General features: G+C 71.4%; 12 protein-coding genes. 10 read left to right on the forward strand and 2 right to left on the reverse strand.

Annotation, left to right across the window (positions count from 1 at the left end):
- Positions 1-99: 99 nt before the first annotated feature.
- The 5 genes from D3105_RS34415 (at position 100) to D3105_RS01605 (ending at position 4,879) form a co-directional block, all read left to right on the forward strand.
- A complete protein-coding gene (locus D3105_RS34415) occupies positions 100-816 on the forward strand; it encodes a peptidase (RefSeq protein WP_165890944.1) in 717 nt (238 codons plus the stop codon).
- A 51-nt stretch (positions 817-867) separates the two neighbouring features.
- Entirely contained in the window at positions 868-1,809 is a 942-nt protein-coding gene (locus tag D3105_RS01590) for a hypothetical protein (protein ID WP_118899215.1), read from the forward strand.
- On the forward strand, positions 1,806-2,891 hold the full coding sequence (locus D3105_RS01595; protein WP_118899216.1) for a hypothetical protein: 1,086 nt from the start codon (positions 1,806-1,808) through the stop codon (positions 2,889-2,891). The genes D3105_RS01590 and D3105_RS01595 overlap by 4 nt, the downstream gene beginning before the upstream one ends.
- A gap of 14 nt (positions 2,892-2,905) precedes the next feature.
- Positions 2,906-4,276, forward strand: a complete 1,371-nt coding sequence (locus D3105_RS01600) for a hypothetical protein (RefSeq protein ID WP_118899217.1) — start codon at positions 2,906-2,908, stop codon at positions 4,274-4,276.
- Positions 4,277-4,513: 237 nt separating this feature from the next.
- Positions 4,514-4,879 (forward strand): hypothetical protein, encoded by a 366-nt coding sequence (locus D3105_RS01605; RefSeq protein ID WP_123947557.1) that lies wholly within the window; start codon positions 4,514-4,516, stop codon positions 4,877-4,879.
- 99 nt (positions 4,880-4,978) lie between these two features.
- Here D3105_RS01605 and D3105_RS01610 read toward each other — a convergent pair whose 3' ends face one another.
- The gene (locus D3105_RS01610) at positions 4,979-6,478 is read right to left on the reverse strand and encodes a peptide MFS transporter (protein WP_118899226.1); all 1,500 of its coding nucleotides are present in this window, start codon (positions 6,476-6,478) and stop codon (positions 4,979-4,981) included.
- Between the two features lie 490 nt (positions 6,479-6,968).
- On the opposite strand from D3105_RS01610, the gene D3105_RS01615 reads away from it, so the two are divergent.
- Together D3105_RS01615 and D3105_RS01620 are read left to right on the forward strand one after the other, a co-directional pair.
- Positions 6,969-7,646: a response regulator transcription factor gene (locus D3105_RS01615; RefSeq protein WP_118899228.1), complete on the forward strand. Its 678-nt coding sequence runs from the start codon at positions 6,969-6,971 to the stop codon at positions 7,644-7,646.
- Between the two features lie 58 nt (positions 7,647-7,704).
- On the forward strand, positions 7,705-8,970 hold the full coding sequence (locus D3105_RS01620) for an ATP-binding protein (RefSeq protein ID WP_118899230.1): 1,266 nt from the start codon (positions 7,705-7,707) through the stop codon (positions 8,968-8,970).
- Between the two features lie 47 nt (positions 8,971-9,017).
- Here the strand turns inward: D3105_RS01620 and D3105_RS01625 are convergent, their stop codons facing one another.
- A complete protein-coding gene (locus D3105_RS01625) occupies positions 9,018-9,551 on the reverse strand; it encodes a GtrA family protein (RefSeq protein WP_097974537.1) in 534 nt (177 codons plus the stop codon).
- Positions 9,552-9,712: 161 nt separating this feature from the next.
- On the opposite strand from D3105_RS01625, the gene D3105_RS01630 reads away from it, so the two are divergent.
- The 3 genes from D3105_RS01630 to D3105_RS01640 are packed head-to-tail and all read left to right on the forward strand — an operon-like array spanning position 9,713 to position 12,593.
- Positions 9,713-10,852: a 5-(carboxyamino)imidazole ribonucleotide synthase gene (locus D3105_RS01630; protein ID WP_118899232.1), complete on the forward strand. Its 1,140-nt coding sequence runs from the start codon at positions 9,713-9,715 to the stop codon at positions 10,850-10,852.
- Positions 10,849-11,397: a 5-(carboxyamino)imidazole ribonucleotide mutase gene (purE, locus tag D3105_RS01635; RefSeq protein ID WP_118899234.1), complete on the forward strand. Its 549-nt coding sequence runs from the start codon at positions 10,849-10,851 to the stop codon at positions 11,395-11,397. The genes D3105_RS01630 and purE overlap by 4 nt, the downstream gene beginning before the upstream one ends.
- A gap of 11 nt (positions 11,398-11,408) precedes the next feature.
- Positions 11,409-12,593: a dipeptidase gene (locus D3105_RS01640; protein ID WP_118899236.1), complete on the forward strand. Its 1,185-nt coding sequence runs from the start codon at positions 11,409-11,411 to the stop codon at positions 12,591-12,593.
- Positions 12,594-12,595: the final 2 nt, after the last annotated feature.

Raw genomic sequence — 12,595 nt, forward strand, 5'->3', positions numbered from 1 at the left:
CCCGGGCGTACCTTGAGCGCCCAATCTGATGTGCCGTCAGCGATGTGTGCCCGTACGGTTCGTGGCGCGCGGCGGCGTCCGGCAAGAGGGGAACACGAGGTGCCGAACCACAAGCGGACAACTCTCGCGCTGGCGGCCGCGCTGGCGGGCTCGATCGTGGTGACGGGCGCGCCCGCCGCGTACGCCGAGGTCGTGGACGTCAACTACCAGTGTGTGACGCCCATCGGGCCCAAAGGGGCGGTCTCGCCCATCGACATCAAGAGCGTCAAGAGCGGCGGTGGCTACAAGCTCACCATGTCCTTCCAGAAGGGCGTCTCCTCCAGCCCGGTCGAGCTGGGGAAGGGGGCCATGAACCCGAGTGCCGTGATCGAACTGGGCGGTGCGGAGACGGGCGAGGTCCAGGTCTCCGGCCCGGCCAACGCCGAGGCGATTCCGGCCAACACCCCTATCAAAATCAGTGACTTGTCGGGGACGTACACCCCGAAGAAGAGCGGCAAGGTCACCTTCACCGCCGGGGTGCTCACCATCAAGGCCCTCGGCACGACCACCACCTGTACGCCCAAGAACAGCCCCGGCCCGTCCCTCGAACTCGACGTCCAGGGGGCGGGCGGTTCGTCGGGCGGTGGCTCCACCGGGGGTTCGACCGGCGGCTCCACCGGCGGTGCCTCGGGAGGTGCTTCGGACGGTGGCGAACTGCCCCGTACCGGCCCGCTGGACTCGGCGGCGGCGCTCGGCACGCTCGGCGGCACCGTGCTGCTGACCGGAGTGGCCGGAGTGCTCTGGCTGACCCGGCGCGGACAGCGCTCCGCAGGCTGATCACGGCCCGCACGGCAGCGCCATCGCCGCCGGAAGGCAAAGGAGCCGCCCATGTCGCCACCTACCCCGCGCCGCCGCCTGGCGCTGCCCGTCCTCACGGCTGCGCTCGCCGCGCTGCTGTGCGGGCTCGCGCCCCCGGCCGCCGCCGACGACGGACCGGCCGACTGGACGGCCCGGCCCGCCGGCGGAGGCGCCGACCGGGACGCCCGGCCGTACGTCTATCTGGAGGGCACCCCCGGCACGGTCCTCCAGGACCGGCTCGCGGTGACCAACTCCGGCCGGGCCCCGCTGACCGTACGGCTCCGGGGCGACGGCCGGGCCGGGGCCTGGATCAGGTTCGCCGAGGACACGGTCACCGTCCCGGCCCGGACCCGCGCCGAAGTACCGCTCGCCCTCACGGTGCCGCACAACGCGGTGCCCGGCGACGCCGCCGGGGAGGCCGTGGCCACCGGCGGGGGCGAGGAGATCCGCGTGCCGGTCCGGGTCCGGACCGTCGGCCCGACGCTGGCGGCGCTCGGCGTCGAGGACGTCGAGGTGTCCGGCGGGACCATCCGGTACGCCCTGGTCAACCGGGGCAACGCGATGCTGAGGCCCTGGCTGGCGGTGCGCGCCGAGGGGGTGTTCGGCACCCTGCTGGACCGCCCGGAACGGCCTCTGCCGCTGGAGCTGGCCCCCGGCCGGAGGGTCGAGCGGACCGAACCCTGGCCCGACGCGCCGGCCCTGGACGCGGTCACCGTACGGCTGCGGGTCACCGCGTCGGGGGGTGTCCGGGACGAGGCCGAGGCATCGGCGACGTACCTGCCGGTAGCTCCGGCCGTCGGCGCCGGGCTGCTGGTCCTCGGCGGCTTGGCCGCGCTCGCCTCCGGCGCGTATCGAAGACGGCGCAGCGGGCGCGCGGCCCCGCAGCCGCCTCCGGCCGAGGAGCAGCCCCCGGTCGACGAACAACCCCCGGCGGCCATCGAACCGTTGCTGAAGGCGGGAGCGAGAACGTGACGCGGCAGCTCGGACCCAAAGCCCCTCGCCCGACCCGGCCGACCGGCCCCCTTCCCCTGACCGCCCTCCTGGCCCTCCTCGCCTTCCTGTCCGCCCTGTTCGTCCTGAGCGCGCCGGACGCGTGGGCGGCCGACGGCGACCCCGCCGTCAGCCTGTCCAAGAAGGAGGCGGGCAAGGGCGGGGAGATCACCGTCAGGGGCAGCGGCTGGCGGCCCGACGCGCTGCTGATGCTGCTGATCTGCGGTCAGTCCACGCCGGAGCGGGGCGTCATCGGCGGCACCAACTCCTGCGCCAACGCCGACGGCCGCGCCGTCACGACCGACAAGAAGGGCGCCTTCAGCAAGAAGCTGCCGGTGACCGAACCGCCGAAACCGTGCCCCTGCGTGGTGCACGTCGCCCCGGTGACGGGTGAACAGGCTCTGGCCGACGCGGTGTTCACGGTGGCGGGCCATCCCACCGCGGATCTGCCGCGCCAGGGCGGCGACGGGAAGCTCGCCGTGCTGGCCACCACCCGCCTGGAGGGCGACAGCTCCTTGCTCACCTGGTTCGGGGCCCCGCCCGCCCGCCGGCTCGTCCTCACCGTGGGCAATCTCGGGTCGGACCCGGTTGAGGACCCCGTCTTCGAGATCGGCACCGCGCACGGCGTCTACGCGCCGCAGTGGGAGGAACGCCAGTGGCGCGGCACGGTCGCGCCCGGCGGCAGGGCGCGGATCGAGCTGCCGGTCGAGCTGTCCGCGGGCGCGCACGGCGACTACCAGGTCTCCCTGCGGTACGGGGACAAGGTGCTGGCCGAGCAGCCGTGGGGGGTGGGCCGACCCTGGGGCGTCACGCTCTTCTGGGTCCTGCTCTGCCTGGTCGTTCCGGCGGCGGTCTTCCGTTTCGGCATGGCGGTCGTGGACAAGGTCCGGCCCCGCCCCGCCGGCGCGCACCGCATGCGGAGGCCGACCGCGACCCCCACCGCCACCGCGAGGACGAAGGCGAAGACGAACACGAACGCGACCACGGCCGTGCTGCCGTGGTTCACCCCGGATTCCGCACCGTCAGAGAACCGACCCCGACCCACGACGAAGGGACAAGCGTGAGAACGCAACGGAGGATGAGCGCGGCAGGAGTCGCGCTGATGCTCGGCGGCGCGGGCATCCTGATGGCCGCGAGCCCGGCCCAGGCCGCCGAGGTCAGTTACGCGACGGAGTGCGTCCCGCCGCCGATCTCGGGACTGCCCGCCGTGCAGGGCACCACGAAGGTGGAGCTGACTGCTCCGGCCGAGGCGAAGGTGGGCGACGAGATCGAGGTCGTCTGGAAGACGGTCGAGGCCGCGTCCAAGAACCCGGACGTGCTGGACCTGGGGGCGGACACGGTCAAGCCGACCGGAACCGTCACCCTGGGCGGCGCGGCGAGCGGCGAACTGAAGCTGGAGGGCCCCCGGCAGAACCCGCCGATCCCCAAGAACAGCCCGATGGTGCTGCCCGACATGAAGGGCACGCTGAAGCTGGAGAAGGCCGGGGAGATCACGCTGACCCCGGGCGCGTACAACATCAACGTGTCCAAGCCGATCTCCACGGACACCAAGTGCGCGCCGAAGGAGGAGGTGCGGCCGGGCGCCACGATCAAGGTCACCGAGGGCGGCGGCTCCACCACCGGAGGCACCACCTCCGGCGGTACGACGACGGGCGGCACGACCACCGGAGGCACCACCTCCGGCGGTACGACGACGGGCGGCACGACCACCGGCGGCGCGACCACCGGAGGCACGGACTCCGGCGGAACCACGTCCGGGGGCGGCGACGGCGGAAGCACCGGCGGCGGAGGCGGCGAGACCGACTTCCCCGGCAAGGAGGTGTCCGTCGCCTACGCGTGCAAGACCCCCATCGGGGACAAGAACGCCACCTCACCGGTCCGCATCAGCGCCAAGAAGAGCGGCGGCGACTACGCCCTGACGGTGAAGTTCAGCAAGTCCGTGATGGACAGTCCGATCGACATCCCGGCCAACCAGGTCAAGCCGTCCATGGAGGTCAGGCTCGGCGGGGCGGACCAGGGCACGGTCAAGGTCGAGGGGCCGCTGAACAAGGAGGTCATCAAGACCGGCGCCCCGATCGAGATCCCGGATCTCACCGGCACGTACAAGCCCGGCGCGAGCGGGAAGTCCACGCTCAGCCCCGGCGTCCTGACGGTGATGGCCGCCGGTACGACGACCACCTGCACCCCGCCCGCCGGTGTGGCCGTCTCCCTGGAGCTGGACACATCCGCCCAGCCGGGCGGCGCGTCCGGCGGCAGCGGCGGGGCTGCGGGCTCCGGCGGAGCCGCGGCGTCCGGCGGCGGCACGGACTCGGGCGGCGGCCTGGCCGCCACCGGGGCCGAGGACGGCGGTGCGCTGAGGGCACTCGGCCTGGTCGCCGGCACGGCGATCCTGCTGGGCGGCGCGGTGTTCACGTTCACCCCGTGGCGGAAGCTGCGCGGCCTGCGCTGACCCGTGGCGGAAGCTGCGCGGCATGCGCTGAGCGGGTGCCACGAGCCTGGACCGGGCCGTTCTCGGTCCAGGCTCAGAACTAGCTCAAATCGCCCGCCTCACCTTGCTCGTACAAGATCGAGAAGGCTAGGTTCCTCAGGTGCCCCTTCGCAGGAGCGAAGGGAATAATCTGGGTGCGGCGCTCACCGGCAGGCTTGACCACCCGCCGGACCCGCACCGGTGGAGAAGAGGAACATCATGAAGGTGAACTGGGGGAAGAAGGCTGCGACGGGCGTGCTCGCCGGCCTCCTGATGACGTCCGGACTGTCGCTCGCGACTGCGGCGCCCGCCGCCGCGGCCGGTGCGAAGTACACCTGCAAGGCCACGCCCAGCCTCTCGCTGGGGCGTCCGGTCTCGACGTCGTCCTGTAAGAAGTCGTCCAAGGGGAAGGCCGTCAAGAAGCACCGCGCCGTGCTCGTGTGCGACGTCGTGCGCGGCCGGGGCGCCGAGCACACCATCCCGTGGACGGTGTTCGGCGACTGGAAGAAGCCCGGCGAGAAGTCCTCGGTGAAGTGCGGGTTCAGCAGCTTCCTGCGCAGCGTCAAGGTCGAGACCAAGAAGTAGTCGCGCCCCGGATACATCCGCCCGACGGCAAACGGCAGTGGGGCCGCACGAGAAGCTCTCGTGCGGCCCCACTGCCGTAGTCACGTCCCCTGCGGGGAGTTACTTCACGCCACCCATCAGGGCGCGGATCTTGCGGCCCGCCACCATGAAGGCGATACCCGCGGCCACCGCCACGACCGCCTGCAACGTGTAGTACGCGGCGTCGCCCAGCGGCGCGTTGAGCTTGGTGGTCCAGCCGTTCAGGGCGTTGCCCGTCGAGGTGGCCAGGAACCACAGACCCATGATCTGGCCCACGAACATCTTCGGCGCCAGCTTCGTGGAGAGGGACAGGCCGACCGGGGAGAGGCACATCTCGCCCATGGTCTGCGCCAGGTAGACCGCGAGCAGCCAGAACACGGTGACCTTGCCCGTGTCGCTGTTGGCTGCGGCGGCGCCCGCCAGGCCCATGATGCCGAAGGAGCCGCCGATGAGGAGCATCGCCAGGGCGAACTTCATCGGGGTGCTGGGCTCACGGTTGCGCGTGGCCAGCTTGACCCAGAGCGTCGCGAAGAGCGGGGCCAGGATGATGACCAGCGCCGGGTTGACCGACTGCAGCCACGAGGCCGGGAACTCCCAGCCGCCGATGAAGCGGTCCGTCTTGTTGTCCGCGAAGATCGTCAGCAGCGAGCCGGACTGGTCATAGATCATCCAGAACAGCACGGCGGTGATGAAGAACCACACGTACGCCTTGATCTTCGGGCGGTCCTCCGCCGTCAGCGCAGGGTCACGGAAGATGGTGATGAAGTAGACGATCGGCACGACGACGCCCAGTACGGCCAGGACGTTGACGATGTGCTCGATGTCGTACGTGCCCAGCGCCAGGTCGATCAGCAGCGCGGCAACTGCGATGCCGGACCACAGGGCCACCTTGCGCAGCGTACGCCGCCGCTCCTCGGGGGAGATGGGCTTCGCGGGCAGCTTGCCGATGTCCCCGAGGTGCTTGGAGCCGAGGACGTACTGGATGACGGCGAGGGTCATTCCGACACCGGCGACACCGAAGCCGAGGTGCCAGTTGACGTGCTCGCCGAGGTAGCCGACCAGCAGCGGGGCGGCGAAGCCACCGATGTTGATCGCCATGTAGAAGAGGGTGAAGCCGGCGTCGCGGCGCGCGCTCGTCTGGCCCTCGTAGAGGCCGCCCACCATCGCCGAGATGTTCGGCTTGAGCAGGCCCGTACCGACGGCGATCAGCGCCAGGCCGAAGAAGAACGTGATGTCACTCGGCAGCGCGAGCGCGAAGTGGCCCAGGGCGATGATGATCCCACCGACCAGGACGGCCTTGCGGGCGCCCCAGAGACGGTCGGCGACCCAGCCGCCGGGCATCGCGGCCATGTAGACGACGGCGTTGTAAACACCGTAGATGGAGGCGGCGAGCGCCTCCCGGCCCTCCAGGGGGCCGTCGAGCACCGCGGCCACCAAGTACAGGGTGAGGATGGCGCGCATCCCGTAGAAGGAGAAGCGTTCCCACATCTCCGTCATGAACAGGGTGGCCATACCGCGGGGGTGGCCGAAGAAGGTCTTCTCGCCGGAACTCGGCGAGTCCTTCGTCAGGCTGGACGCCATGGTCGATCCTTGCTGGTCGGGACGCGCCGCCTCGTGAGCGGAACGCGCCCGGTGGGGGGCAGCCGGCACCGGCGCGGCGTGCCCCGTCCCCACGCCTGAGGGGGACGTGCTCCGTGCGGCCGGGCTCCTGGCGGGGGCTCGGCGGTGGAGCGGGGAAGAACCGCGTCGGGATCCACACCCGGGGCGCGTCCTCGCGCTCCGGGCCCGGCTCACAGGTCATTCACTCAGAGCGGGCCGGCGGGAACCGGCCCCGCACACAAAAGGGACCCTTGGCGCTCATGGCTGCCCAAAGGTCCTTGAGTAGTGCAACAGGCGTCGGGACACCATACGACACGACACGGCGGGATATGGAAGGACTTGAGAGATGGATCACAGGTCCTGACGGAACCAGACTCCCACATTCAAAGGTCCCCGTCCTCTTTGTGGCGCTGACCCGCAGGCGACGTCGTGGGCCTCACTCCGGGGCCCCCGGCCGGACTACCATCAGTCCATGACCCGTGTACTGCTCGCCGAGGACGACGCATCCATCTCGGAGCCACTGGCCCGCGCACTGCGTCGGGAGGGTTACGAGGTCGAGGTCCGCCAGGACGGTCCGACCGCGCTCGACGCCGGACTTCAGGGCGGTATCGACCTGGTCGTGCTCGACCTGGGGCTGCCCGGGATGGACGGTCTCGAAGTGGCCCGCAGGCTCCGGGCCGGCGGCCACGCCATCCCGATCCTGGTGCTGACGGCCCGCGCGGACGAGGTCGACACGGTCGTCGGCCTGGACGCGGGCGCCGACGACTACGTCACCAAGCCGTTCCGGCTCGCCGAGCTGCTCGCCCGGGTCCGTGCCCTGCTGCGCCGCGGCGCCTCCGAGCCCGTGCCGCAGCCCGCCACCCACGGCGTCAGGATCGACGTCGAGTCGCACCGCGCCTGGATGGGCGAGGAGGAACTCCAGCTCACCGCCAAGGAGTTCGACCTGCTGCGGGTCCTCGTCCGGGACGCCGGCCGGGTCGTCACCCGCGACCAGCTGATGCGCGAGGTCTGGGACACCACATGGTGGTCCTCCACCAAGACCCTCGACATGCACATCTCCTGGCTGCGCAAGAAGCTCGGCGACGACGCCGCCAATCCGCGCTACATCGCCACCGTCCGGGGCGTCGGCTTCCGGTTCGAGAAGAGCTGACGTACGAAGCTCCCATGCGCCCTGAGAACCGTCCCGACGGCCCCCTGAGGCGGCGGGCATGCGCCGCCGGCTGATCAACTCCACGCTCGCCGTGGTGCTCGTCGTCATCGCCGTCTTCGGCGTCTCGCTGGTGATCGTGGAGACCCGCACCATCAGCGCCAGCGCCCAGGAGAGCGTCGAGTCCGAGGCGCTCCGGCTGATCAGCGTGGTCGAGAGCCGGCTGCTGGGGGAGGAGACGATCAACTCCGGCGTGCTGGCCGAGCAGATCGACCCGGACCGGTTCGCGCTGATCGAGATCCCCGGCCGCGAGCCCATCTCCGTCGGTGACCGCCCCACCGGCAGTGTCCTGCGCGCCACCGAGACCGGGGAGGGGGGCGAGAAGGTCACCGTCGAGGAGTCCCGCTCGTCCGTCACCCGCGAGGTCGGGCGCACGCTCCTGATCATCGGCGCGGTGGCGCTGCTGGCGATCATCTCGGCCGTGCTCCTCGCCGTACGCCAGGCCAACCGGCTGGCCTCCCCGCTCACCGACCTCGCCGAGACCGCCGAACGCCTCGGCTCCGGGGACCCCCGCCCGCGCCACAAGCGGTACGGGGTACCCGAGCTGGACCGGGTCGCCGACGTCCTGGACTCCTCGGCCGAGCGGATCGCCCGGATGCTGACCGCCGAGCGCCGGCTGGCCGCGGACGCCTCGCACCAGCTGCGGACCCCGCTGACCGCGCTCTCCATGCGGATCGAGGAGATCTCGGTCACCGACGACCCCGAGACGGTCAAGGAGGAGGCGAACATCGCCCTCACCCAGGTCGAGCGTCTCACCGACGTCGTCGAGCGGCTCCTGACGAACTCCCGCGACCCGCGCACCGGCTCCGCCGTCGTCTTCGACCTCGACGAGGTCATCAAGCAGCAGATCGAGGAGTGGCGCCCCGCCTACCGCTCCACGGGCCGGGCCCTCGTCTGCTCCGGCAAGCACGGGCTGCGGGCCGTCGGCACCCCGGGCGCGGTCGCCCAGGTCCTGGCGGCGCTGATCGAGAACTCCCTCATGCACGGCGGCGGCACCGTCGCCCTGCGCACCCGGGTCACCGGCAACCAGGTGGTCGTCGAGGCCACCGACGAGGGACCCGGCGTCCCCGCCGAACTGGGGGCGCGGATCTTCGAGCGGGCCATCAGCGGCCGCAACTCCACCGGTATCGGCCTGGCCGTCGCCCGCGACCTCGCGGAGGCGGACGGCGGGCGGCTGGAGCTGCTCCAGCAGCACCCGGCGGTCTTCGCGCTCTTCCTCAGCCGCGTTCCGGTCGACCGCAGGGCCCCTGAGCGTCCGGTGCGCTGAACAACGACAAACGCGGCGCGTCAGTTCCGTACGGGAGACGGGACGGGTCAGTTCCGTACGGGGTCGGGCTCTACCGTCTCCGTCGGCCGTCGCTGTTCCAGAAACCGCTCCGCAGGGCGTGCGGCCTCCTCGGCGGGAGAGGGCTCGGCGGGGAGGGCCTTGAAGACCCACGTCCGGTAGGACCAGAAGCGGAAGAGGGTCGCGATCCCGATGCCCAGGATCTTGAAGACGTTGCTCTGGACCGGGCTGTTCCAGTCGAAGCCGTACGTCGCCAGGTACAGCACACCGTTCTCGATCACCGCACCCGCCGCGCTGAACAGAAGGAAGAGCGTCAGCTCGCGGGTCCGGCCGGTCTTGTCCCGGTCCCGGTAGGTCCAGTAGCGGAAGCCCACGTAGTTGCAGAGGATGGCGACGAAGGTCGCCAGCACGCTTGCCCGGACGACCTGGAGGTCGGTGGTGTGCCGCAGCAGATTGAAGACGGCGATGTTGACCAGCAGTCCCACCGCGCCGACCGCGCCGAACTTGGCGACCTCCCGGGCCAGCAGATCAAGCCGAGCCCGCAGTGCGCCCCGTTCGCTCATGGTGAGCTCAGTCCGTCCGTTCGATGGCGTCGACGGTTCCGTCAACCCGGCCATGCTAACCAGCCCACCCGTGTGACGCCCGTGAGTCCGCGGGGGCGGCGGAGGTACGGCCATCCGTACGGCCGTCCGGGAACCACCGGCGTGGCGGATACCCTGGAGGCGTGACGTTCCCGGTAGTCGGCATGGTCGGCGGCGGTCAGCTCGCCCGCATGACCCACGAGGCGGGTATCCCCCTCGGCCTGAAATTCAAGCTGCTCAGTGACACTCCCCAGGACTCGGCGGCCCAGGTGGTGAGCGAGGTCGTCATCGGCGACTATCGCGACCTGGACACCCTGCGCGCCTTCGCGCGCGGCTGCGACGTGATCACCTTCGATCACGAGCATGTGCCGACCGAGCATCTGCGCGCCCTGGAGGCGGACGGCATCCCCGTGCGCCCCGGCCCCGATGCCCTGGTCCACGCCCAGGACAAGGGGGTGATGCGCGCCAGGCTCGCGGAGATCGGCGCCCCCTGCCCCCGTAACCGCATCGTGAGCGACCCGGCCGACGCCGCCGCGTTCGCCGAGGAGGCCGGCGGCTTCCCCGTCATCCTCAAGACCGTGCGCGGCGGGTACGACGGCAAGGGCGTGTGGGTGGTCCGCTCCGAGGCGGACGCCGCCGACCCGTTCCGGGCCGGGGTCCCGGTCCTCGCGGAGGAGAAGGTCGACTTCGTACGGGAGCTGGCGGCCAACATCGTCCGTTCGCCGCACGGCCAGGCCGTCGCCTACCCGGTCGTCGAGTCCATCCAGGTCGACGGTGTCTGCGACACGGTGATCGCCCCCGCCCCGGACCTCTCCGAGGAGCTGGCCGGGGAGGCCCAGCAGCTCGCGCTGCGCATCGCCGCCGAGCTGGACGTCGTCGGCCACCTCGCCGTCGAGCTGTTCGAGACGCGTGACGGCCGCATTCTCGTCAACGAGCTGGCGATGCGCCCGCACAACTCCGGCCACTGGACCCAGGACGGCGCGATCACCTCGCAGTTCGCCAACCACGTCCGGGCGGTCCTCGACCTCCCGCTCGGCGACCCGCGCCCCCGCGCGCCCTGGACGGTCATGTGCAACGTCCTCGGCGGCGACTTCCCGGACATGTACCAGGCGTACCTGCACTGCATGGCCCGTGACCCGCAGCTCAAGATCCACATGTACGGCAAGGACGTGAAGCCCGGCCGCAAGGTCGGACACGTCAACACCTACGGCGACGATCTGGCGGACGTGCGGGAGCGCGCCCGGCACGCGGCCGACTACCTGCGAGGAACGATCACCGAATGACTTCCCCCGGCACCGGATCCCCCGTCGCCCCTCTCGTCGGCATCGTGATGGGCTCGGACTCCGACTGGCCCGTCATGGAGGCGGCGGCCAAGGCGCTCGACGAGTTCGAGATCCCGTACGAGGTCGACGTCGTCTCCGCCCACCGGATGCCGCGCGAGATGATCGCGTACGGCGAGGAGGCCGCGGGCCGCGGCCTGAAGGCGGTCATCGCGGGCGCGGGCGGAGCCGCCCACCTGCCCGGGATGCTGGCCTCGGTCACCCCCCTGCCGGTCATCGGCGTTCCCGTGCCGCTGAAGTACCTGGACGGCATGGACAGCCTGCTCTCCATCGTCCAGATGCCCGCGGGTGTGCCCGTCGCCACCGTCTCCGTCGGCGGAGCGCGCAACGCGGGCCTGCTGGCCGCCCGCATCCTGGCCGCGTCCGACCCTGCGCTCCAGGAGCGGATGGGCGAGTTCCTGCAGGAACTGAACGCCCAGGCCACGGAGAAGGGCAAGCGCCTGCGCTCCAAGGTCCAGGGCTCGGACTCCTTCGGCTTCGGAAAGTAGGGGACGGCCTCATGGACCATCTCGCCCGCGCCCGTGAGCTGCTGGCCGCCCACCCCGTCGTCGACGGCCACAATGACCTCCCCTGGGCCCTGCGCGAACAGGTCGGCTACGACCTCGACGCCCGGGACATCGCCGCCGACCAGCGCGGCCTGCTCCACACCGACCTGAACCGGCTGCGGGCCGGCGGGGTCGGCGGCCAGTTCTGGTCGGTGTACGTGCGCACCGACCTGACCGGCGACGCGGCGGTCAGCGCCACGCTGGAGCAGATCGACATCGTCGCCGAGCTGATCGCCCGCTACCCGACCCACCTGCGCCGGGCGCTCACCGCCGACGACCTGGAGAAGGCCCGCGCCGAGGGCCGGATCGCCTCCCTGATGGGCGCCGAGGGCGGCCACTCCATCAACAACTCGCTGGGCACCCTGCGCGCCCTGTACGACCTGGGCGTCCGCTACATGACGCTCACGCACAACGACAACATCGACTGGGCCGACAGCGCGACGGACCTGCCGCGCCTCGGCGGGCTCTCCGCCTTCGGCCACGAGGTCGTCCGCGAGATGAACCGCATCGGCATGCTCGTCGACCTCAGCCACGTCGCCGACGGCGTCATGCGCGACGCGCTCGCCACCAGCACCGCGCCGGTGATCTTCTCGCACTCCTCGGCCCGCGCCGTCTGCGACCACCCGCGCAACATCCCCGACGACGTCCTGGCGGCCCTCCCGGCCAACGGGGGCGTCGCGATGGCGACCTTCGTCCCGAAGTTCGTGCTGCCCGAGGCCGTCGCCTGGACCCTGGCCGCCGACCGCAACATGCATGAGCACGGCCTGCACCACCTCGACACCACCCCGGTCGCGATGCGCATCCACGAGGACTTCGAGGCGGCCCACCCGCGCCCCGAGGCCACCGTCGCCACCATCGCGGACCACCTCGACCACATGCGCGCGGTCGCGGGCATCGACCACATCGGCATCGGCGGCGACTACGACGGCACGGCGTTCACCCCGCGCGGCCTGGAGGACGTCTCCGGCTACCCGAACCTGATCGCCGAGCTGCTGCGGCGGAACTGGTCCGAGGGCGACCTCGCCAAGCTGACCTGGCGGAACGCCGTACGGGTGCTGCGCGACGCGGAAGCCGTGGCCCGCGACGAGCAGAGCGGGCGCGGCCCGTCCCACGCCACGATCGCCGAGCTGGACGGCTGACG

This window comes from Streptomyces globisporus (assembly GCF_003501885.1).
Taxonomy (GTDB): domain Bacteria; phylum Actinomycetota; class Actinomycetes; order Streptomycetales; family Streptomycetaceae; genus Streptomyces; species Streptomyces globisporus_D.